Raw genomic sequence first — 23,594 nt, 5'->3', positions numbered from 1 at the left:
TTGTTGCAGGAGTAGTCTAAATTTGAACACTTGGTGAGTCTGTACAGGTAAAGCCAAAAGTCGAATTGAATTTTGATTTATAATAGGGGTTACATTATTTAGGGAAAAAACATGAATATGCCCTTAATCATCAATGTCATCCTCTTTGTGGCATTGCTGTTCTTATTAAGTCGGACACGTCATACCAATTGGAGCCTTGCCAAAAAGGTGCTTGCTGGTCTCTGCTTGGGGGTGGTGTTCGGTTTGCTCTTGCATGTGGTGTATGGCACAGGTTCAACGGTGCTGCAAGAGTCGGTGCAATGGTTTAACTTGGTCGGTAAAGGCTACGTCAAACTGCTGCAAATGGTGGTCATGCCTCTGGTCTTCGTTTCCATTTTAGGTGCGGTGATTAAGCTGCATGATGCAGGGTCACTTGGCAAAATCAGTTTTATTAGTATCGGTACCTTATTGGTCACAACAGCGATTGCCGCTTTTGTCGGTGTGGTGGTGACCAGTGCTTTTGGACTCACCGCGGCAGGTTTGGTTCAGGGGGCACAAGAAACTGAACGTCTGAATGCCATTCAGACTGACTATGTGGGGCAAGTGACAGGTTTACAAGTTCCAGATCTGTTTCTATCTTTTATTCCGACCAATCCTTTTGCTGAACTCACTGGCGCTCACCCGACTTCAATTATTAGTGTGGTGATTTTTGCCGTATTCCTTGGTATGGCTGGCTTAAACTTAATTAAGTCAGATGCAGAGAAAGGGCAAAAACTGCTTGCTGCGATTGAAATTATGCAAGCATGGGTGATGAAATTAGTCCGCTTAATTATGACCCTTACGCCTTATGGTGTATTTGCCTTAATGACCAATATTGTGGCGAATTCAAAATTGGCAGACATTCTAAATTTGGGTGGATTCCTTGTCGCATCTTATATAGGTCTGGGCATTATGTTTGCTGTGCATGCACTCATTTTGTTGTTTACAGGTGTCAATCCCGTTCAATTCTTTAAAAAGGTTTGGCCTGTACTAACTTTTGCATTTACCAGTCGTTCTAGTGCAGCCAGTATTCCACTAAATATTGAGGCACAAACGCGCCGTCTGGGTGTGCCTGAGTCGATTGCCAGTTTCTCAGCCTCTTTTGGGACAACTATTGGTCAAAATGGTTGTGCGGGTTTATATCCTGCCATGTTGGCGGTGATGGTGGCACCAACCGTTGGGATTAACCCATTAGATCCAATCTGGATTCTAACTTTAGTCTGTGTCGTGACCTTGAGTTCTGTTGGTGTTGCAGGTGTGGGTGGTGGTGCGACTTTTGCTGCCTTAATTGTGTTGCCGATGTTGGGCTTACCCGTGACTTTAGTGGCGCTACTGATTTCGATTGAACCTTTGATTGATATGGGACGTACGGCATTGAATGTGAATGGTTCAATGACTGCTGGAATGGTCACCAGTCAAGTCTTGGGGCAAACCGATCAAACTATTTTTAAACAAGAAAATGTTGATTTAACCGAGAATTAATTTCGCTGTTACATCATAAACAGGAAAGTCAGTATTTTGGATATTGGCTTTCTTTTTTTGTGTCATGCAACAACTGTATCCATAAATCAAATAAATTTGTATCTGTTATTGTTTGACTGTAACGGCATAATCATAATGAAACAATGGAGATAAATCATGAAAATGTATCAAGTCGATGCTTTTAGCAATGCATTATTTAAGGGGAATCCTGCGGCAGTAATTGTGACTGAACAATGGTTAGATGAAGCACTGATGCAAAATATTGCTTTGGAAAATAACCTGTCTGAAACTGCATTTGTAAAAAAGATTGATGCCGAGCATTTTGAAATTCGTTGGTTTACACCTACAGCAGAAGTTGATTTTTGTGGGCATGCAACTTTAGCCAGTAGCTTTGTACTATTTAAAGATTTTACTCCAGCCAAAACCATTCATTTTCATGTGAAAAAATTGGGTGTTTTTGTTGTGAGTCAGGCGGAAGATGGCAAAATTTGTATGAATTTTCCAATCCGCCGTGCAGAAAAAGTAGAAGATTATCCTGAACTTTTAACACAGGCACTTAGCAAGCCATTTAAAAATGTTTATCTGAATCAACAAGCTTACATTGTAGAGTATGAAAACGTACAAGATGTTTTGGATGAGCAACCCAACTTAGAATTGTTAAAGCAATTGGGTTCTTTACGTACCGCTATTACCGCACATGGTTCAAGTGTAGATGTTGCGATTACTGCTTCAAATGCAGAGTATGATTGTGTGTCACGTTATTTTGCCCCTGCAATAGGCATCAATGAAGACCCTGTCACAGGTTCTATTCACACTGCCATAGCGCCATTGTGGGCAGAACGATTAAACAAAACAGAGTTGATTGCATATCAAGCCTCTGCGCGAGGTGGCGAATTGTATTGCAAAATTGTTGATCAGGAACGCATTGAAATTTCAGGTTATGGCAAACTCTATATGCAGGCAGAGTTGTTCTTAGATTAATCATATTTGAACAAAGCAACACTCAAAACTGAGGGTTGCTTTGCAAAACTTCACTATAAATACCATTTTCGATTCCGTAAGATAGTCAGCCTATAAAATATTTATATGACTGAATATATTGGAATTAACATGTTAATGCGGTTGAAAAAACTTACTTTCTCTCTGTTTTTTGTTGGTTTAAGTTCGGCTGCTTGGGCACAGCCAGTTTTGGTCAAATCAGATCATCAAATTGAAGAATATAAATTAGATAACGGTTTTCGGGTGATTTTGGCACCGAACGATAAAGAAAATAAAGTCTATATGAGTACCATATATCTGACAGGCTCATTGAATGACCCGCAAGGTAAAGGGGGGCTAGCACATTTGTTAGAACACCTTGCCTTTAAAGGGACGCAAAATGTCAAAGGTGAAGAATTCCAGCGCAGATTGGATCAATACACTTTAATGACCAATGCCAGTACCGACTATTATTCGACCCGCTATATAAATGTTGTCCGCCCAGAACAAACCGCTTTGAATGAAATCTTGCATTTAGAAGCAGAGCGTATGGATAAATTGGTGCTGCAAGAGAAATTTGTCCCTTCAGAAATCTCTATTGTGAAACGTGAGCGAGAAGTACGTCTGGATCAACCTTTTGCAGTGTTGATGGATCAGATGTGGAAATCGGCTTATGGAAACCAGTATTTAGGACGTTTACCAATTGGCGATTTAAAAGAATTGCAGTCCATCAAAATGAATGAACTGAACCAGTTCTATCGCACGTGGTATGCACCCAATAATGCTGCCATGGTGATTGCAGGTAAATTTGATAAGGCGCAAGTCCTTAAGCAAATTGATCAACAGTTTAGTTCAATTCCTGCACGTCAGATTCCTGCTCAGGTTCAAGTGCCACAGCTTGATGCAAGTAAAATTAAACAGCGTGAATTTAAAGTAGCGAAGGGCAGTGATTTAGCCAAGTTCAATATTTACTTAAACGGTAAAAATGAACAGATCAAACCCGCTTTAGCTTTGTCTCCACTGTTGTATACCATGCAGCCGAGCGGGCATTTATATCAAAGTATGGTGGAAACAGGTACCAGTACTATGGTGCAGGCAACCACATGGTTAGATCGTGATTTTAATTTGGTCTTTATGGGGGCAATGTATGCACCGAATCATAATGCCGAACAAGTCGATCAAGCGCTCGATCAAGGAGTTGAAAAAAACCAAGCTTTTAATGAAACTGAATTAAAGCGCGTGAAAAGTCTCATTCAAAATCAGGCCGACAGTATTCAAAGTAACTCTGCGGCATTGGGTTCACGTCTGGCGGATTATTTTGTAGCGAGTCAGGGACGTTGGGATCAATATTATTTGGATTTAAATAATATTCAAAACTTGAGTCTGAATGAGGTGAATCAGACCTTAAAACAATTTTTAGTCAAAGAGCACCGTATTTCTGGGGATATTGAGCCTACTCCAGAAGATCAGAAAAAAGCCATGCAACAGCAGCAGGCAAAAGCACCAAGTAAAACTTTAGACCAACAGGTTCAAGCACCAGAGCCGCTAAAAGATGTGAGTGTGTATCAACAAGAAGTGGCGCAATATGTTGCAAGCTCTCAGCAATATTTGGAAAAGAACGAGAGGAATATTCAACGTGGTGAATTCAAAAATGGGATGAAATACGCGCTTTATCCTGTTACGACCCGTGACAATAAAACCTATGCCACCATTAATGTTGAGTTTGGTACAGCCCAAGCTTTAATGAACAAAAGTGAAATTATTGATTTCACCTCTTATTTATTGCTCCGTGCTTCGGATAAATATAGCTTACAAGATATTGCCGATAAATCGATTGATGCTGGTGGTTCTGCAACAGCATCGTCTAATGGCAACGGTATGACCATTCAAATTGTGGCGAAAAAAGAAAAATTTGAAGACTTCTTTAATTACATTGTCGAAGTCATGAAAAATCCGAAGTTCGAACAGTCACAGTTTGATTTAATTAAATCTCAAACGCTCTCTAGTTTAAACCGTCCCTACACGGAGCCTGAAACCGTTGCAGCTCTAACCATTGCACGTTTAATTGAAGTTTATCCGCAAGGAGATTTGCGTTATCACTTCGAACCTGAATATGCCAAAAAACAATTTCAAGCCTCTAGTAATGCGCAGGTGAAGCAACTGTATCAGCAGTTCTTTGCCATGAATCATGCACAAATCGCCATTACAGGGGAGTTTGATGCCAAGAAAATGTTACGTACGGTAAAACAACAGTTTGGGAACTGGAACGGTACTCAAGCTTATGCGCAACTGACATCTGAATATACGCCGTATAAAGCACAGAAGCAGCATGTGCTGTCCGAGCAACGTGAATTTGGCAGTTATCAAAGCTTACTGACTTTCCCACTAGGTGAGGATCATCCAGATGCACCAGCCATGTTGGTGTTTAGTTACATTCTTGGAGATTCTCAACTGTCTTCACGTTTAGCTCAGGAATTGCGTGAGAAAAATGCTTTGGTGTATGGCTTTGGCAGTGAAATTCAGTTAGATGATTGGGTGAACTCTGGTGCGCTGAGTATTAGTGCCAATTACACCGCAGGTAAAGCTGAGCAAGTGTCTCAATCAGTACATAAAGTTTTACAAGAATTGCTAGATCATGGTGTCACAGAACAAGAGTTAGAAGCGGCTAAAGCCGATATTCTAAAAAACCGAGTGACAGCTTTGGAAGATGAGCGCAATATTCATCAAATGCTGACTTCGCAATTAGAACGAAACCGCGATTTATTGTTCCGTAAAAAACGTGATCAAGCGATTGCCAACTTGACCAAAGCAGATGTGGACCAAGCCATCAAAAAATACATTCATCTCGATCAATTGGTTGAAGTCATGGCAGACCAATATGGGCAGGCTAAGCCTTAGTTTTTCTGAGTTCTAAGCATCTTGAATGTTTTAATAAAAAGTCACAATTTTGTGGCTTTTTATTTTATAACTTGCAGTTAAATTAAACGGATGGTAAAAAATAAACAAAATTTTATATTACTTCTTAATAACGAAAACATCATTTTGATTGAGTCTATCTATATGAAGAAAATTCTAAAAATTTCTGGTTATCTGCTTTTTGTATTTGCAATCGGTACTTCTTACGCTACAGCAGCGACTGAAACGCGTGTCATTCGTGCTGAAAATGGGCAATTGGTATCGCTTGGCGATAGCTATATTCAGTTGGTGCAAAATATGCAGCAATCGCCAATCTCGGTGCGGAATTACGAGTGGAAAGAAGACAGGAAGCAGCTTACTGCATCAGACTATGTGTATTTGGTGGGGAATACCTATTACACCGTCACCATTGTCGATAACGTAATAAAAAAGATCGTTTGGGATCGTAAAGTTTAAGCAATAAAAAAGCCCTGAGTCTAAGCTGAGGGCTTTTTTATTTTGCCATTAATTAATGGTCATGATCATGCTTGTTGGCATGGAATTCCTCGTTATGGCGGAAACGTAAATAGTTCTCGAACTGTTCACAGTATTCGTCATAGTTATCTTCTAACATCATTTGGAATTGTTGCATGACATAAGACATCACTTGTTCTTTGGCGTCACGCATTTCATTGCCATCTTTAAAATTATTCGCTGCGACCCAAGTATTGAAACGTGCTGTTGCAAACAGCATAGAAGCACTCACTTGACCACGAATTTCATTGGGTTTGACTTGCTGTCCTTTGGCTGGGCGACAAAATTCATTGGCATGTTTAATAAATTCATCTGCACGTTCAAAAAAAGCAGCATTCAAAGCTTCTTCTTCGGTGACATCGGTAGCGTCAATCTTTTGAACCATGACTGTTCCTAGCTAAAATTTCATTCTGCATTATAGGCAAAGCCTTGCAGAAACAAAACCTTTGACTTAATCTAAAAATAGCCTAAGCATTATAAAAATGGAACGCGTTATGTCAGATGCTATTGCAATTCAAAATCTTAAACATGATATTTCACTGTTGCGCCAACAAATTTGGCCGCCACAAACTTTGGCAAATGTAGAAGGATTACCCATTTATTATGGTTCGGCAGAGGATGTCGCACACTATTATCAACAATGGCAAGACTTAATTGAGCGGGCGCAACTGTTGAGCCAACCTTTTTTAAGCGATGAAGTGGTCGATGCCATTCATTTACCCAGTCATCTTAATTTACCGTTGTTTTATTTCCATGTAGATCGAATTCGAATTAATAAAACTCGGGCTAAAGAATCCAAAACTTTTAGGGGAATTGCTAGTTTATTAGATAAATGCGGTGAATTTTCTGCCGAGCAAGTAGCTGTAATGCAAGCTTGGCTGAATAGCGATGAACAGGCAGCATTGGTCGCACACCGTGAGTTTATTGATCTTAGAACCTATGTGTTTCAGCATGGGCAAAGTGAATATACCCGAACCCGATTTTATGTGAATGGTATTGTGTTAAGCACCGAAGAACACTTTAAACTGGTCGATGCACGGGATAAGCCACGTAAGCAACGCAGCGATAGTTATAGCGACCCGCTGGCAGACAATGAGGTGTGGAAGGTTTTTGGGAAATATCGCTAAGTCAGTTTTATGCCCAAAACGGTTTAATTTTCCTAAATGCTTTCAGTTGTTTATCGACGTGTTTGAGTTGTTGTTTTTCCTGTTGTTTAAGCCAGTGTATGGCACATGTTACCTCTTCATTTTCGGGTAATTCATGAAAAAATTGCTCGGCAACCAAGAGGTCATTATATTGCCCTAAAAGCTCTTGAATGGGTTTAATGGCTGTTAAATAGTGTTTCACGGCTTTTTTACGGTATAAGCTACGCACAAATTCAATGTTGTAACGTAAATGTTTAAAGCGTTTACGCAGCATGTGTTTTTCTTCATCTTCTAGCTGAGAAAAATGACCAATATCATGCGCAATCTGCTGATGGGTTTTCTTTAAGATTTTCTCAGCATATTTTATAAATGGTTTTTCCTTTTTATTTTTAAGGTTCGGTTCAGAAGTCATGTAGTCCATCAATTCTAATATTAATTGATTGGTTTCTACGGATTGAAAAATCCACATGATTTGATTGTGATAATTCTCAGCATTTGGAATATCTAAATGTGAGCAACCTGCTTGTTGCAATTGCGGTAATAGGGTTTCACGAATGGCATCGGTATCTCGTGCATGACCTAAAGATTGAAAGATAATACGGAGCTGAGCTGCCCAGTGTGGCGGGATATTATGCACCAAGTGGGCATAACTTTTTAAAGCACTCCGCATACGCCGTATTGCGACACGTGCTTGATGTACATGTTCGCTATTATATGAGCCGCTAGCGAGGGCAGTGGCATTGGGCAAAAAATGTTTAAAGGTGTTATCTAAAATGATCTGTACAGCACTATTGGTTGTCATTTCCTGATCTAAAAGAATCGGTTCAGCATACTGTGGTAATAACATATCCTGTTGTTGTAGATGCAAATCGCCCCGCTGAGATTTACTGCGAGTATCTAACCAAAGCTGGTATTTATTCATCCATGGTTCTATGCAGCGAATTAAGTCATGAATGGAGCCTTGTACCAGTTCAAATTCAATTTCAAATATTCTTAATTTTTCATTTTGGAAAACCAAATGACCGATGTCCAGACAAACTTCAATTTCAGATTGATTAAACAATAGTATTTTGGAGATGCGCTTTACATCGGTAGAAAATTTAATTTGAAATTTTTGAGCAGCATCAGGAGTGGTTAATAAGGTGGGAAGTTCATCTAAGTGGTCTTGATACACGTCTAAATTAAGTTTGGGCTGCTTTTTTTTGCCCAAGTCAGATTCAAACTCAAAACGTTCAATCTGGCGTGCAGTTTTATATTTTAGGGTCTGAATCCAGTGACTTTGCTCTAAACGTAATCGGAGAGCAATAGATTGCTGTGCCAATTGAAAATCTTCGGTGTCGTAATAATGGGCGAGCAAACGCTGCTTATAGACTTTGGAGGCGCAGAAATCTTGATAAATCATGTCCTGAAAAGCTTCTGGAATTTGAAATTTGAGTTCAATTTCTGACATGTTCTAGCCCTCGCACTGGAGTTTTTAAAATTATTTTAATCGCGCTAAATTTATATCTTGGCTAAAGTGACTGAAGAAGTCCAGTAAAAATGTAATTTGTCTATTTCTAGATGTAGCAATCAAGTACATCCACAAACTGAATTTGTGGATGTAGGTGTATTGAGGTATCAAGCAGTTTAGAATTTAAGGAACTTACGACTCACCATAAATTGTTCAGTCGCATCTAAAAGTGCTTGAGCATACACTTCTTGTTTTGCAGTCAACCAACCCAAAACAAACCAGTCACTTGCTTCTAATTCAGTTTGCTGAATATAGGCGGCAGATGAACTGAGCGTTAAGTATTCTTCGGCAGCTTGATGCGCTTCATTTAATGCCTTGCTATATTTTTGCAGATTTTTCACATCGTAAATTGAGGTGAGTATGGGGAAGCTAAACTTGAGTTCGCGAATACGTTGTGAAAGTTGCTCAAGGCTTTCAAATTTTGTGACTTCAGTTTCTAAAAGCTGCTCGTGGATCTGTTTATATTGCTGTTGTAAGGTGTTTTGTGCATAAGCTTTTAAGTCCAGCTCTTGCGTAGTAGTGCTGCTTTGTAAGCTAAACATTAAAAGCTCTAAAAAGTGATGGACATTGAGTGTTGAGCGCACCAAATTATTCAGCTTTTCTTGTGCATATAAAATATCTTGGGTTAGGCTTGCGACAGTTGTTGGGTTTTGAAGTAATGCACCCAAAGTACTTTGCATGTGCTCAAGCTGTTGTAAATTTTCAAAATGATGTTTAAACGCTGCCAACTGATATGCCCACTTATCCGAAACGTCCTTGCTCCACGTTTTAAATAAGGCAGAAGTTAAATAGAGATGATCCAAAGCCAAATAAGCTTGTTCAAGATGCTCTTTTTCGGCAACGCCTGCGGAGATGGCTGCAATATTTGGAAGTAGGTGCTGTAACTGTTGCGCGATGAGCGAGCGGACATTACTGTCAGCACTGTCTTTTTTGACTAATTGAAAAGTTTTGCTCTGTTGGGCAGGGCTAACGTGTTGCTGAATAGAGAGTAGATGTCCCATTTCGGCTTTACTGCGTACATCTAACCAAAGTTGATATTTTTTTACCCATTCAAAACTAAAGGCAAGTAAAGACTGAATAGAACCTTGTTTGAGTTCAAATTCAACTTCATGGACTTCTCTTTCTTCAGTTTCAGTGGCTAAGCGACCAATATCGAGGCTGACTTCAATTTCAGCATCTTCGAAGTGAATCACACGATAAGTACGCTGAATATCAGATTCAAACTGTAATTTTAATGAAGCAAGCTCATCACCCAAAGCGTGTTGCAAAATGGCTCTTGCTTCAGGTTCATGTTCATAAATCGTTAAATCTAAAGCAGGAGCATGTTCAGAAATACCAAAATCATGATTATGCTCGAAACGGTGCAAATGGCTTTTTCCAGCCGCTTTTAAGGTTTGAACCCAATGCTCACCCTCAAGGCGCAAGCGTAGGGCAACGCCATGTTGTGAAAGTCGTTTATCTGGCGTGTCGAAGTATTTTGCTTGCAGTTGAATCAGATTTGATTTTTTTGGGTCTAAGGCTTTAAGGAGCGTTGTTCTTTTTGCTGTAGGAATTTGAAATTTTAATTCAACTTCAATCATAAATTTGCCTTAGATTATGGTTCAAAAAAGGGGAGGTTTTGTTCAGCTTGTGCTAAAAACTGATGTGACGCTTTAATATTAAATTCTAGCTGAAAAATTCTATGCTGTACGCGCTGATGAGTGAAATTATCGGCAGTTAATGCATTCTAAATTTTGAGTGCTGATGAAATGCTTCTAGCAAACTCATAGGTGGTTTCTTTTGCAATGCGAGACCTAATCTGAAGTTTCAGATTGATTATTGAATTGTAAGGATAAACATTACTTTTGCCAATTTAAAAGCTTGAACGTAAGCAAAAATGTAATTGACCCATTTAAAACAAAGCACAATGATATGGGTGCAAAATCAAAAGTTATACTTTAAAACAATCAGGATGATTTAAATATGAATGCAACTGTTCAAACCACTGAAAATTTGGAGCATGTTCAAGCGCCACAATTACCCATTCGAAATTATAATGAATTTTATCGTTTTTATTTGACCGAGCACCGTAATATTACGAGTCGGCGTCTACATGTTTTAGGCACTACTATTGGTGCATATTGGATAGCGAAAGCCATTCGCCATCGTAAACCTAAATATGTGTTGTATGGTTTAATTCCGGGTTATGCATGCGCATGGGCCGGACATTTTCTGTATGAAAAGAATAAGCCAGCATCTTTTAAACAGCCCCTCTACAGCTTTATTTCGGATTGGCGTATGTTGTCTGATATTGTCCGCGGTAACCTGAGTTTAAAATGCCGTTCATTGGATAAAATTCCAAGTTAACTTTTATCCAAATTAAAGTACATTTGTCTAGTAATATTGGGTCATAACGCTTATATATGTATTTGTTATACATGATTTTTAATTGTGCAATAAAGTGTAATCTTCAAATATATTCATGAAAATGGCTAGGATGTTCAATCCTTCTGATGTAGTATAAGTTTCAGAATTTTAGATGATCTTGTGTTTACTCAAGATACAGCAAGTTTCCAATGCCTAGAGTGACCTTTCTCTGGGCTTTTTTTATTTGAGATGTAAATAAACAAATACCTATAATTAAAAAAATTGGGATGATGAATTGAAAGACTCCCTAATTTTTTGCCCACATTGCCCATGTGGTTGGTGCAAAAAATTAGAGAGTCATGTTTATTTTCAGTTGTTATTATAATTATTGAAAATAAACGAAATCTTTCAGTTTTATCGTTGTATTTTATTGCTTTTGTGTCTTTATTAAACCGTGATTTGGGTACTTGCTCTATCCCCAGAACTAGGGATTTTTGTTAAATGCAAAAATTAAAAGTTATCTTTTAATTCACGTAATTTTTGAAACTCTTCGACACTCTGTGCCCTTAAAAAAGGATTGGTCTCTAGTTCAATGGCAATATTGCTAGGGAGTGTGGGTTGACCCAGCATTCGCAAAGCCTCAACTTGTTCAAAGCGTTGCTGAATTTTAAGATTATCAGGTTCTACATGTAGCGCAAATTTGGCATTCGAAAGGGTGTATTCATGGGTGCAATATACTTGGGTTCTTGGGGGTAATGCCGCTAAGCGATTCAAGGAATGGTACATCTGTTCAAAAGTCCCTTCAAATACTCGACCACAGCCCATTGCAAATAAAGTATCCCCACAAAAAACCAGATCAAGCGCATCACTAAAATAGACAATATGGCCTAAGGTGTGTCCAGGAACGGCAATCACATCTATACGAATATCATGAAAATTAAAATGCTCACCATCCGTGAGTGGATGGGTAATAAACGGAATTTTGCTCAGTTCATCACGAGGGCCATAAACTGGAATATTGCGATTGACTAATAGCGCTGCTACTCCGCCAATATGGTCTTTATGCCAATGCGTAAGCCAAATTTGATTAAGGTGCAATTGATGTTCTTGACAATAATCTTCAACCAATTGTGCTTCGGTTGGGTCTACGGCAATTACTTCATGGGTTTCGGTATGTTCAAGTAACCAAATATAGTTTTGTAATTGATTTTTTACATCAATGATATGTACTTGATAAGTCATGTTATTCGCTCGTTATCTCTTGTTATCAAGTTTAGCATTGAATGCCTTAGGCTCACTATTTCAACGTTGTAATTAAAAAGTCATGGGTATGAGATAAATACAAAAATGCCGCATCAAAATGCGGCATTTTCAAATATTAGAATTAACGTAATTTTGCCAAGAAACGACCCACTCGGGTAATGGCTTCACGCAGTTCATTTTCTGCAGGCAAGAACACGACACGGAAATGGTCTGGTGTCGGCCAGTTAAAACCAGTACCTTGAACCAATAAGACTTTCTCTGCGCGGAGTAAATCGAGCATGAGTTTCTCATCATCCTGAATTGGATACACGTTTGGATCAAGTTTAGGGAAGCAATACATTGCACCTTCAGGTTTGACACACGACACACCCGGAATCTCATTCAGCATTTGCCATGCGATATTACGTTGCTCATACAAGCGACCACCTGGACGAATTAAATCATTAATTGACTGGTAGCCACCTAATGCAGTTTGAATCGCATATTGTGCTTGATGATTGGCACACAGACGCATAGACGCAAGCATGTCTAGCCCTTCAATGTAATCCATTGCGCGTGATTTATCACCAGTAATGGCCATCCAACCTGAACGATAACCCGCAATACGATAAGCTTTTGATAAACCGTTGAATGAGATACACAGTTGATCACCTGCTAACGCAGCAACGGAAACATGTTCGATACCGTCATAAATAATTTTGTCGTAGATTTCATCTGCAAATAAAATCAGGTCATATTTTTTGGCTAAAGCGACAATTTGTTCTAATACATGGCGTGGATAAACAGCACCGGTCGGGTTGTTTGGGTTAATAATCACGATACCACGGGTATTTGGCGTGATTTTACTTTCCATATCCGCGATGTCTGGGTACCAGAAATTTTCTTCATCGCATTTATAGTGAATTGCAGTACCACCCGATAAGTTTACTGCTGCAGTCCACAGCGGATAATCTGGCATTGGCACCAGCATTTCATCGCCATCATCCAATAAACCTTGCATCGCCATAACAATGAGTTCAGATACGCCATTGCCGATATACACGTCATTCACATGCATATCGAAAATGCCTTTTTGCTGGTAATACTGGCAAATGGCTTTACGTGCAGGGAAAATTCCTTTTGAGTCGGTATAACCTACAGCATTGGGTAAGTTTAATGCGACATCATTAATAATTTCTTGTGGGGCTTCAAAGCCAAAGGGAGCGGGGTTGCCAATATTCAGTTTAATAATTTTATGGCCGGCTTCTTCCATCTCGATGGCCGCTCGTAACACTGGTCCACGAATGTCGTAGCATACATGCTCGAGCTTAGACGATTTTTTTATTTCGCGTGGGGTTTGGGTAGTGTTCGGCATTTTGATGTTCTCGGAAAGAGTGGAGGTCACTTTTGCATAACGATATAAATAACTTTTAAATGTTTCAGTTGTTACCAAATCGAGATCATGTTCATCTCGGAGTAAAGCAACAATTTTTTCATGCGTAAATCCAGCCTGTTGATATTCTTTAATCACAGGCAGTAGATGTTTAAAAATAACGCTCTTTTTCTGCGACATTTTTTAATCCTGAATAAGCATGATCATAAGAATAGCACCAATTTTGCTCACAAAAAAGCATTGGATTAATAAAAATGCTTACTATATTTTGAGTATTTGCTTACTTTTTGCTTTTGCTGGATGTATAAGTCTTTTGTAAATTGTTAAGTAAAGACTAGAAATTTTAAGATGAATCACGTAAATATAAGATTATCTTATTTGAAACAGCAAGATAGAAAGGGAAATAATCATGGGAAAACTCAGTAAAACAGACCGAGAATGGCAAAGAGAGTTATCACCAGAAGAATTCCGTATAACTCGACAAAAAGGAACAGAACCTGCTTTTACGGGGAAATATTGGAATACCAAGCAAGAAGGAACTTATGTGTGTCGTTGCTGTGGTACACCGTTGTTTTCGTCTACGACGAAATATGACAGTGGTTGTGGCTGGCCAAGTTTTTTTAAGCCAATTGTTGGAGGAGCAATTGATGAATTACAAGATAGCTCACATGGTATGGAAAGAACTGAAATAGTTTGTCATCATTGTGACGCTCATTTAGGGCATGTTTTTGAGGATGGCCCGCAGCCGACAGGATTGCGCTATTGCGTAAATTCGGCTTCATTAGAACTACAATCACAAGAAAAAAATGACGAGGAAACCTATCCATGACCAACATTTATCAGTTTGAAGCTGAGTTGCTAGATGGAAAAAATAAAGCTTTTGCCGATTATGAGGGTAAAGTTTTATTAATTGTAAATACAGCAAGTAAGTGTGGTTTCACACCGCAGTTTGCTGGTTTAGAAAAATTATATGAAAAATATAAGCCGCAGGGGTTAGAGGTGCTTGGCTTTCCATGTAATCAATTTGGTGGACAAGACCCAGGTTCAAACGACCAAATTGGAGCTTTTTGTCAGAAAAATTACGGGGTCACTTTTCCAATGTTTGCCAAGGTCGATGTAAAAGGACCAGAAGCCCATGCCATTTTTCGTTATTTAACCAATAACAGCAAAGGTATTTTAGGCAGTGGTATTAAATGGAATTTTACTAAATTCTTAATTGGTAAAGATGGAACGGTTTTAAACCGTTTTGCCCCAACAACTAAACCTGAAGCCTTAGAAGAAGAGATTGAAAAGGCATTACAACAATAATTGTAATGTTAAATGGATTAATGCCGCAGCAAAGTTCTTCTGAAATTCAGGTTGAATTTTGGAGTAATCCCAATATGCCTTATGTGGAAACACGTAGGGCATGTGACAGTCGTGCTTGTTATAAAGCACATAGCCATCCGACCTTTTCTATTGGTGCAGTAGATGTTGGTCGAAGTATTTTTAATAGTCATTTTGTGGGGACACAGCCCATAGAATCGGGAACCCTTGTTCTTATTCCAGCGCATGTTGAGCATTCCTGTAATCCTGAACCCGATCAGGCGTGGAGTTATCAAATGATGCATCTGGATATGCTCTGGTTACAACAGTTGCTGCATGAAACTAAACAGGATTTTCATTGTAATGCAGTTCCGCAATATCAGCCTAAACTCTATCAATCTGAGCAACTTTACCGAAATTTTTCTCACTTAAATAGAAACTTATTCGAGCACTCAATGTCGTATTTGCAAAAAGAGCAATTACTGATTCAAACGCTGACTGAGTTATTATTTCCGAATTTGCACCTAGAATTACTAGCAATAAATAGTTATGCACAACAGGAGTTTCAACAACTCCTTTGGGAAATAAGCACAAGTGAAGAATTACTCTCCTTACAAGATTTATCTGAGCAAAGTGGGTTAAGTCGTTACGCCATCATTCGTTTATTTAAGTCGAATTTAGGTTTAACTCCACATGCCTATCAGCTCAATTTAAAAATTAATCAAGCGAGAAAGCTCTTAAAGCAGGGTAAAGATATTGCCGAGATGAGTTATCAGTTGGGGTTTAGTGATCAAAGTCATTTTCAACGTGTGTTTAAGCAGTTGACAGGGACTACGCCGAAGTTCTATCAAAAGCAGCACCGCCGCGCAATTTTATACAAGAATTCAATTTAAGTAAGTTCTAGGCTTATCTCAGTTTTTAGCTGAGCTGAGTTATGGAATTATTCTTTTTTATTGCAGTTACACATTTTATTGCTTTACTTTCTCCGGGACCTGATTTTTTCCTTATCTTAATGCATTCAATGAAATATGGTTCAAAATTAGCACGTTATACCGTATTGGGAATTGCGATTGGAAATGCACTGATTTTGTTGTTGATCTTTATATTGTTGTGGGGTTTAGGTCAAATTCATCCCATTCTATTACAACTCCTACGCTGTTTAGGGGTGGCTTATTTACTTTATTTGGCGTTGCAATGTTTTCGTTATCGTGATGATGAAAATAAGCATTTAACAAATCATGATGAAATCCAAATAAAGACATCAAGCGCTATGTGTTTCGCTCAAGGTTTGCAATCTAGTGTGCTTAATCCGAAAAATCTGATGTTTTATAGCAGTCTGATTTTATTGGTCTACAGTCAATTTAGTGTTAAACAACTCTCTTTGATTTGCTTTTGGATGGTAAGTGTCGTTCTATTTTGGAATTTATTTCTGCTCAAATTGTTTAATTTTAGGAGTTGGAATCAGTTTTTAAAAAGGAATACGAAGATATTGTATAGGCTTACAGGTTGTTGTTTTTTAGGATTTGCTATGGTTTTGATAATGCTTTAATCAATGCCTCTACAGATCTATTTTATTTTGTGATGAATAATTATTTTACATGGCAGACTTTTGTGAAAAGGTGGAGTCATCAAATGAACTGCTTTGGATACCAGTGTGCATCTAAACCTTTTTGCAGGTGAACAATACAAGATTGGGATGAAATATGAATCTGAATGCTTTAATCACGCAGGCATCCTTTGATTTGACTGAAAAAATGCATAGTTACAGACAGTTCAAATATACAAGTGCAAACGGACATATAAAGGAGCGGAATTACAAGAAAATCTGAGTCTTACAGATCAATACGCATAATGATTTTGAACAAGAGTTAAGTGTGAAAAATATGATTCGGATACCTGCAACGTTGAATAATCAGGTTTCAGTATGTTGTCAATTCAGCAATGAAAACCTGTTAAACGAGCTACATTTGCGTGTTGGGGGCGTTATGTGGATAGCACCAATGAGGAACAGTATTATCCAGAGCATAAAGTTGGTTCATATACTTTGATGGATGCTATTGCGAGTTCATTGTTAAATGGGCAATTAGATATTCAAGTCAATATGACTAATTTAACCAATGAAAAACATTTAAGTACTTGTTCTTTCTATTGTTACTCAGGTACAGAAAGAGCCGTAGATTTATGTGTAAGCTATAAATGCTCATTTGAAATATTTTTAGTGATTAAGCCAAGGGGCATTTGAGAATGCCCTTTGGTTTTTTTAGATTAATTATAAAATGGCTTTTAACCGCGCGATTACTTGCTCACATTGTGCAAGGTCCGCAACTAGAGCGAGACGGACATGGTTTTCACCAGGGTTACCCGTCGCGGTATCACGCGATAAATAGCGACCTGGGAGGACTTTTACATGGGCTTTTTCCATTAACATTTTGGCAAATGATTCGTCATTATCCACTTTAAGCCAATAATAAAAGCCCGCATCAGGTTTCTGAAGGGGTAAAAGATGTCCCAATTCATTTTGAAATAAATCAAACTTGGTACGGTACTGCACGCGATTTTCTTCAACGTGTGCTTCATCATCCCATGCTGCAATAGAGGCCAACTGATGTTGAACAGGCATTGCTGCACCGTGATAAGTACGATATTGCAAATATGGTTTTAATAAGGCTGCATCACCCGCAACAAAACCAGAACGCATACCCGGTAAGTTTGAACGTTTTGACAGTGAATGGAACACGACACAGTTTTTGTAGTCATCGCGTCCAATTTCAGCACAAACTTCTAAAAGTCCTGTTGGGGCTTGATCAAACCAAAGCTCTGAATAGCATTCATCTGATGCAATCACAAAACCGTATTGATCGGATAGCGCAATTAGCTTTTTAAATTGTTCTTTAGACAGTACCGCGCCTGTTGGGTTGCCCGGTGTACAAACAAACAAGAGAGCCGTTTTTTCCCAGACTTCAGTAGGTACAGCATCAAAATCACCTAAATAGCCATTTTCTTCAGTACAATTGATGAAGTAAGGCTCTGCACCTGCCAATAAAGTTGCCCCTTCATAAATTTGATAGAAGGGGTTTGGCATAACTACATAGGGTTTTTCGTCACGATTAATCAGCGCTTGTACGAATGAAAAAATCGCTTCACGTGTACCTGAAACAGGCAAAATTTCCTGTTCAGGATTAATTTGATTGAGATGAAAACGTCGCGTTAACCAGTTGGCAATGCTGAGGCGTAATTCAGGTAAACCTTTACTGTTTGGGTAGGTCGATAGATGTTGGAAATTATCAATAATCGCCTGTTTCACAAACTCTGGTGCAGGATGCTTTGGTTCTCCAATTGACAGGGGAATCAAAGGTAAATCTGCGGGTTGTACATCCTTAAAAAGCTTATTTAACTTTTCAAATGGATAAGGATGTAATAGGGATAAACTAGAGTTCATGAAACGGATACCCGAACGTTAAAAATTAATGTTGACCACAGACCTGATTAGAGGCTTCATCCAATGCGAGCTTCAGTTGATTGGCAAATAATACCGTTTCTTCTTCCGTCATTGGTGAGCCATCTTTTTTGGTCACAAAGAAGATATCTTCGGCGCGTTCGCCTAAAGTGGCAATTTTAGCAGAATGAATGTCTAAACCTTGCATCATAAACAGACCACCAATTTTCGCAAGTAATCCTGGATGGTCAAGTGTAGAAATTTCAACCATATTTTGCTGTAACGCTTCATTCAAGGTTACATCTACAGTATTTTCAATATCAAAATGGCGAAGTTGGCGTGGAATACGGCGTTGCATTAATCCCGGATATTTATCGGATTGGCTGAGTGCTGAGGTGAGCGAGTGAATAACCGTAGCCTCACGTTCAGGATCGGTTAATAAGGTGCCGAAACGGTCTAGAACCAAATAGGTATCCAAACTAAATGCTGTAGTCGCAGTAATAATTCGCGCATCCTGAACATCCAGATTCATTCGATCTAAAATGGCCACAGTGGTTGCGAATAAGTTGGGTTGATCGCGTGTATAAATAAAGATCTGCACCGCATCTTGTGCTGATTTACGATGTGCTCGCATTAATACCAGAGGTGCTGGATTTTCACCATGTTCCAATATTGCACGGGTATGCCAAGCAATTTCATCAGCCGATTCTTTAATGAAATATTCATCGCCGAGTTCTTGCCAGACTTTTTCTACATCAGTCAAAGAGAAATCATTCACTAACATTTCACTGGCTGCAAATTTGGTGTCTTCAATCAGCATTTGATAGTCGACAGGACGACCAAGACCGGTACGAATAATGTCGCGAGCATGGGTATACAATTGACGCATGAGTGATGCGCGCCATGAGTTCCATAATTTAGGATTGGTGGCATTAATATCGGCAACAGTGAGGGTATAGAGATAGTCTAAATGCTCCATATCCCCCAGTTTTTCTGCGAAATCTTTCACCACATCTGGGTCAGAAATATCTTTTTTCTGTGCCGTCAGTGACATGAGCAGATGATTGTGAATTAGCCACGCCACCAGTTTGCATTCGCGCTCAGTAAATCCGTGTACCCGACAGAATTCAATCGCATCTTCTGCACCGAGTTCACTGTGGTCACCGCCACGTCCTTTGGCTATGTCATGGAATAGGGCAGCTAAGAATACGATGTCACGTCGCGCTAAACGTTGGAATACTGAACTGACGACAGGGAAATCTTTGGCAAATTCAGGTTCTTTAAAGCGATTTAAGTTACGCAATAACAAGAGAGTGTGTGCATCGACCGTATAAATATGGAACAAATCATATTGCATGAGTCCCATAATTTGTCCGAAAGCAGGAATATAATTGCCTAAAACGCCATAACGTTTCATCGCGACCATGGTGTCATATAAGCGGTAAGGCGAACGAATAATTGCCATGAACAAGGCTTGGTGTTCAGGATTATCCCGATAAGCCTGATCAATGCGTTTCGCTGCTAGTATGAGTAGACGTAATGTACGCGCACGAATACCTTCAATTTCTGGACGGTTCGCGAGTAAATAGAATAATTCTAAAATTGCGCTAGGCTTTTCAGCAAAAATTTTATGGTGTTGAACTGCTAACTTACCATCGACCAGTTTAAAATTATCATTAATTTCTACAATTTGACGTTCATATTGTGGCAGTCGAGGGGTAATGACGGATTCACTAAAATACGCCAACAACATTTCATTCAGGGTAGACACCTGTTGCGCAGTACGGTAGTACCGTTTCATGAATTGTTCAATTGGGTAGTTGGGTGACTTATCTTCTTCACGTACATAACCAAACATACCAGCAATGTCACGCTGATAGTCAAATAATAAACGGTTCTCGTCACGTTTGGTTAGGCGGTGTAAATGATGGCGAATTTCCCATAAGAAACTTTCGGCTTCTTCCAAGACACCGAGTTCAAACTCAGAAATAAAGCCCAAATGGACCAAGTCATAAATACGGTTGACTCGGAAATGGCGTTTAGCAATCCAGCCAATTTGGTTAATATCCCGGATACCGCCCGGAGCGTTTTTAATGTCGGGTTCTAAATTACTTTCAGTATTGTTGTGCTGTGCGTAACGGCGGTGTTGCTCTTCCATTTTCGCATCATAGAAAGTTTTATCGGTCCAAGTTTGTGAAACGATACGACGAGGCCAACGTGCGAGATGTTCATAGCCGATAATTAGACGCGCTTCAATTAGGGTGGTGGCAACTGTGAGATCATTGGTGGCTTCTTCGACACATTGGCGAATGCTGCGCACACTGATGCCAGGTTTAAAATTCCCTACATCCCAAAGTGAAGAAATAAAAGTGGAAATCAGTTTCTCTTGATCTGCGGTAATTTCATCTTCCGACAAAATCATAATGTCGACATCTGAATATGGCAGCATTTCATGGCGACCGTAGCCCCCGACCGCAAACAGACCGAGATTGGTTTGATCTAATTCAGCATGTTGCCAGAGAAATTGCAGTGCTTCATCAATCAGATTAGAGCGCGCTAAAATGATTTCACGAATGGGCTGTCCATGTTCAAAACTTTCCTGTAATTGCTTTTCTACATCGGTACGCCATTGGTTAATCGCTTGAATATCATGGTTACTTTTGACGTAATTCAACAATGGTGAAGTATTGATCATGAACAGTGGTCCGTAATATGTATAAGTTAGTTCTGATTCACAATGACTTGATCCGCAGCGTGTTGTGCCAGTTCACGTGCTTGATCGGTGGTTTCCGCGCGTGCAGTAGCAACACCCATACGGCGGCGTTTAAAACCTTCAGGTTTTCCGAACAGACGTAAATCAGTATTTGGATTTGCCAAAGCAAGATTTAAGCCAGAGAAGGAAAGATTGGTATCATCTACACCTGCATAAATGACAGCACTTGCAGCAACACTGTGGCGAGTGGTATTGACAGGCAAGCCTAAAATGGCGCGCGCATGCAATTCGAATTCGCTTTGATACTGGGAAGCTAAAGTCACAAGGCCTGTATCGTGTGGACGAGGTGAAACCTCACTAAACCACACTTTGTCACCTTTGACAAACAATTCCACACCAAAAATACCGCAACCTCCTAAGGCTGTAGTGACTTTGTGAGAAATTCGTTTAGCTTCTTCCAAAGCCACGGCTGTCATGGGTTGTGGCTGCCAGCTTTCTACATAATCACCAGAATCTTGACGATGACCAATTGGGTCGCAGTATTGGGTTTCAATTTCACCTGTTTCAGCATTTTTGGCACGAACAGTGAGTAAGGTAATTTCAAAATCAAAATCAATTTGAGATTCAACAATCACTTTACCTTGATTGACGCGACCACCTGTTTGCGCATATTCCCAAGCAGCATCCACTTCAGCAAAGCTTTTTACGCGTGATTGACCTTTGCCCGAAGAGGACATTACAGGTTTCACAAAGTTTGGATAACCAATGTCATCGCAAGCAGCACGGAAAGATTCAAGAGAATCGGCAAAACGGTAAGCAGAGGTGGGTAAGCCGAGTTCTTCTGCGGCCAAACGACGGATACCTTCACGGTTCATGGTGAGGTTCACGGCTTTTGCAGAAGGAATGATGGTTGCGGTTTGGCTTTCTTCAATTTCAACCAGAACTTCAGTAGCAATCGCTTCAATTTCAGGAACAATAAGATGAGGCTTTACTTGGGCAATCAGTTGTTTTAATTCTTCAGGATTTGCCATATTCAAGGTGTATTGATAATGCGCAACTTGCATGGCAGGAGCATGGTCGTATCGGTCAGCAGCGTGTACTTCGACACCTAAACGTTGCAGTGAAATCACCACTTCTTTTCCGAGTTCACCAGACCCTAATAGTAGAACTTTAAATGCAGAAGATTGAAGGGGAGTACCAATAGTCACGCTCATGTGATTCATCCTTGCGTAAATGGGGTTTTAGCATAGCAGAACTCAGGGCCGTGTTCAGGTCGCTTTCACATAAAATAATAAGATTGTCGAACAATTTTTTGAGCAATTTATTCTGACAGGATCATTTATGGTTTTAATGAAAACGCATTAACTTTCGTAAAGTAAGTTTATTTCCTATTTTTAGTTAATCACCTGAAAATTGCTCTCAAGTGATTAATTGTGTTGTGAATCATTCGTTCAAAATAAATTAAAAATGAAAAGGGATGTAGGTATAAACCAGACCATAGGTCAAAGCAGCAGTTAACGTTGCGGGTACAATTTTCTTAAACTTAAAATATAAACCTGTAAGTACCAAGAACCCAATGAGCATTGCCAAACTTTTATTGGGTGTTTCTAACAGTGGAGGAAGAGTCGCAACGACCAACATGGAGCTAATAGCAGAAATCCCAATCGAGCCCAAGGCGATTTTTAACCACAATGCACCACGCTTTTGTGAATTTTGCTGAAATTTCTGAATGACAAAAAATGGACCAAAACGTGAGACAAAATTGGCAATACCGACCACAATACCGACCAATATGATTTCAAGATTCATGTGATGCTCCTGTGTGCTCGGCATCATGTTGTTTGAGGATGTAGTGCTTAAATAAACCTGCAAATATACCTGATGAAATACCAATGAAAATTGCCGCAGAGAGATCAATGAAATAACAGGCAATCGCAGACACTAAAATGGTCACGCTCACCACAAAAATATGTTTCTTCTCAAAGGCAGCCAGCAAGAAACTGAGGAATAACGCAGGTAACAAGAAATCCAGTGCCGCCTGTAAAAACTGGGGTAAATGAGTTACCTGATCGGCAAATAGCCCACCCAAAAAGGAGCCTGTCGCCCAAGACAACCAGCTAAATAAACTGAGTCCTAACATCCATGATTCAGACCATTCTTGGCGTCTTTGAGAGAGTTTGATCATGCCTGAAGCAAAGACTTCATCAGTCAGTCCCCACGCCCAAATCGCGGTTTTTTTTAGGTTTAATCGGTCTTGAATTAGATTTTGTAAGGCTGGACCATACAGTAAATGACGAATATCCAAGGCAATGACCGTCAGTGCAGTCATCCAAATAGACGTCCCACTGCCTAAAAGTGCAACCACCAGAAATTGGCTGGCACCCGCGTACATGGTACAAGAGAGAAATAAGGCTTCCCAAGCACTAAAGCCAAACTGTGTTGCTGAAACCCCAAATGCAAAAGATACAGGTAAATAAGTAAAGATAATTGCTTGGCTATCTTTGGCACCTTGCCAAAAGCCCGCTGTTTGCGTGGGTGTTAATTTGTGTTGTGACACGACACACCTTGTTAGAGTTAAACGATAGGTCAAATAAGAT

General features: G+C 39.5%; 21 protein-coding genes. 11 read left to right on the top strand and 10 right to left on the bottom strand.

What is annotated here, in order from left to right:
- Positions 1 to 111 precede the first annotated feature (111 nt).
- From M5E07_RS10540 to M5E07_RS10525, 4 genes are all read left to right on the top strand, one after another.
- Complete coding sequence (locus tag M5E07_RS10540) at positions 112 to 1,500, top strand: L-cystine transporter (RefSeq protein WP_252219107.1); 1,389 nt, start codon at positions 112 to 114, stop codon at positions 1,498 to 1,500.
- A 156-nt stretch (positions 1,501 to 1,656) separates the two neighbouring features.
- Positions 1,657 to 2,481 carry a PhzF family phenazine biosynthesis protein gene (locus tag M5E07_RS10535; protein WP_252219105.1) on the top strand — a complete coding sequence of 275 codons (825 nt, stop codon included), beginning with the start codon at positions 1,657 to 1,659 and terminating at the stop codon, positions 2,479 to 2,481.
- Between the two features lie 129 nt (positions 2,482 to 2,610).
- A complete protein-coding gene (locus M5E07_RS10530; RefSeq protein ID WP_252219103.1) occupies positions 2,611 to 5,376 on the top strand; it encodes a M16 family metallopeptidase in 2,766 nt (921 codons plus the stop codon).
- 162 nt (positions 5,377 to 5,538) lie between these two features.
- Positions 5,539 to 5,850, top strand: a complete 312-nt coding sequence (locus M5E07_RS10525) for a hypothetical protein (protein ID WP_252219101.1) — start codon at positions 5,539 to 5,541, stop codon at positions 5,848 to 5,850.
- Positions 5,851 to 5,902: 52 nt separating this feature from the next.
- On the opposite strand, the gene M5E07_RS10520 is transcribed toward M5E07_RS10525, so the two are convergent.
- Complete coding sequence (locus M5E07_RS10520) at positions 5,903 to 6,292, bottom strand: DUF3144 domain-containing protein (RefSeq protein WP_116762576.1); 390 nt, start codon at positions 6,290 to 6,292, stop codon at positions 5,903 to 5,905.
- Between the two features lie 109 nt (positions 6,293 to 6,401).
- Between M5E07_RS10520 and M5E07_RS10515 the strand changes: the two genes are divergently transcribed.
- Positions 6,402 to 7,034 (top strand): hypothetical protein, encoded by a 633-nt coding sequence (locus M5E07_RS10515; RefSeq protein WP_116762578.1) that lies wholly within the window; start codon positions 6,402 to 6,404, stop codon positions 7,032 to 7,034.
- Positions 7,035 to 7,041: 7 nt separating this feature from the next.
- Here the strand turns inward: M5E07_RS10515 and M5E07_RS10510 are convergent, their stop codons facing one another.
- On the bottom strand, positions 7,042 to 8,502 hold the full coding sequence (locus M5E07_RS10510) for a CYTH and CHAD domain-containing protein (RefSeq protein ID WP_252219099.1): 1,461 nt from the start codon (positions 8,500 to 8,502) through the stop codon (positions 7,042 to 7,044).
- Between the two features lie 176 nt (positions 8,503 to 8,678).
- Positions 8,679 to 10,142 (bottom strand): CYTH domain-containing protein, encoded by a 1,464-nt coding sequence (locus M5E07_RS10505; protein ID WP_252219097.1) that lies wholly within the window; start codon positions 10,140 to 10,142, stop codon positions 8,679 to 8,681.
- Between the two features lie 382 nt (positions 10,143 to 10,524).
- On the opposite strand from M5E07_RS10505, the gene M5E07_RS10500 reads away from it, so the two are divergent.
- Positions 10,525 to 10,908, top strand: a complete 384-nt coding sequence (locus tag M5E07_RS10500) for an Mpo1-like protein (protein ID WP_252219094.1) — start codon at positions 10,525 to 10,527, stop codon at positions 10,906 to 10,908.
- A 510-nt stretch (positions 10,909 to 11,418) separates the two neighbouring features.
- Here the strand turns inward: M5E07_RS10500 and gloB are convergent.
- Together gloB and M5E07_RS10490 are read right to left on the bottom strand one after the other, a co-directional pair.
- Positions 11,419 to 12,150, bottom strand: coding sequence for a hydroxyacylglutathione hydrolase (gene gloB / locus M5E07_RS10495; protein WP_252219091.1), 732 nt, complete (start codon positions 12,148 to 12,150; stop codon positions 11,419 to 11,421).
- A gap of 142 nt (positions 12,151 to 12,292) precedes the next feature.
- Positions 12,293 to 13,723 carry a pyridoxal phosphate-dependent aminotransferase gene (locus tag M5E07_RS10490; protein WP_131325706.1) on the bottom strand — a complete coding sequence of 477 codons (1,431 nt, stop codon included), beginning with the start codon at positions 13,721 to 13,723 and terminating at the stop codon, positions 12,293 to 12,295.
- Between the two features lie 229 nt (positions 13,724 to 13,952).
- Here M5E07_RS10490 and msrB point away from each other — a divergent pair, with 229 nt between their 5' ends.
- The 5 genes from msrB to M5E07_RS10465 all read left to right on the top strand — a co-directional run bounded on the left by msrB (position 13,953) and on the right by M5E07_RS10465 (position 17,090).
- Positions 13,953 to 14,372: a peptide-methionine (R)-S-oxide reductase MsrB gene (gene msrB / locus M5E07_RS10485; RefSeq protein ID WP_252219089.1), complete on the top strand. Its 420-nt coding sequence runs from the start codon at positions 13,953 to 13,955 to the stop codon at positions 14,370 to 14,372.
- A complete protein-coding gene (locus tag M5E07_RS10480; protein ID WP_116762591.1) occupies positions 14,369 to 14,851 on the top strand; it encodes a glutathione peroxidase in 483 nt (160 codons plus the stop codon). Before msrB ends, M5E07_RS10480 begins: the two co-directional genes overlap by 4 nt.
- A 5-nt stretch (positions 14,852 to 14,856) precedes the next feature.
- Positions 14,857 to 15,741 (top strand): helix-turn-helix domain-containing protein, encoded by an 885-nt coding sequence (locus M5E07_RS10475; protein WP_252219087.1) that lies wholly within the window; start codon positions 14,857 to 14,859, stop codon positions 15,739 to 15,741.
- Positions 15,742 to 15,782: 41 nt separating this feature from the next.
- A complete protein-coding gene (locus M5E07_RS10470; RefSeq protein WP_252219085.1) occupies positions 15,783 to 16,397 on the top strand; it encodes a LysE family translocator in 615 nt (204 codons plus the stop codon).
- A 438-nt stretch (positions 16,398 to 16,835) separates the two neighbouring features.
- Positions 16,836 to 17,090 (top strand): TonB-dependent receptor, encoded by a 255-nt coding sequence (locus M5E07_RS10465; protein ID WP_252219083.1) that lies wholly within the window; start codon positions 16,836 to 16,838, stop codon positions 17,088 to 17,090.
- 27 nt (positions 17,091 to 17,117) lie between these two features.
- Here M5E07_RS10465 and dapC read toward each other — a convergent pair whose 3' ends face one another.
- From dapC to M5E07_RS10440, 5 genes are all read right to left on the bottom strand, one after another.
- A complete protein-coding gene (dapC, locus tag M5E07_RS10460) occupies positions 17,118 to 18,287 on the bottom strand; it encodes a succinyldiaminopimelate transaminase (RefSeq protein WP_252219081.1) in 1,170 nt (389 codons plus the stop codon).
- A 25-nt stretch (positions 18,288 to 18,312) separates the two neighbouring features.
- Entirely contained in the window at positions 18,313 to 20,979 is a 2,667-nt protein-coding gene (gene glnD / locus M5E07_RS10455) for a [protein-PII] uridylyltransferase (RefSeq protein WP_116762600.1), read from the bottom strand.
- 26 nt (positions 20,980 to 21,005) lie between these two features.
- A complete protein-coding gene (gene purT, locus M5E07_RS10450; protein WP_252219078.1) occupies positions 21,006 to 22,220 on the bottom strand; it encodes a formate-dependent phosphoribosylglycinamide formyltransferase in 1,215 nt (404 codons plus the stop codon).
- 238 nt (positions 22,221 to 22,458) lie between these two features.
- Positions 22,459 to 22,806: an L-valine transporter subunit YgaH gene (ygaH, locus tag M5E07_RS10445; protein ID WP_252219076.1), complete on the bottom strand. Its 348-nt coding sequence runs from the start codon at positions 22,804 to 22,806 to the stop codon at positions 22,459 to 22,461.
- Positions 22,796 to 23,554, bottom strand: coding sequence for an AzlC family ABC transporter permease (locus tag M5E07_RS10440; RefSeq protein ID WP_252219074.1), 759 nt, complete (start codon positions 23,552 to 23,554; stop codon positions 22,796 to 22,798). Before M5E07_RS10440 ends, ygaH begins: the two co-directional genes overlap by 11 nt.
- Positions 23,555 to 23,594: the final 40 nt, after the last annotated feature.

It is taken from the genome of Acinetobacter tibetensis, assembly GCF_023824315.1.
Lineage (GTDB): Bacteria > Pseudomonadota > Gammaproteobacteria > Pseudomonadales > Moraxellaceae > Acinetobacter > Acinetobacter tibetensis.
The sequence above is the reverse complement of the archived record's forward strand: the minus strand, read 5'-3'. Positions and strand labels throughout refer to the sequence as shown.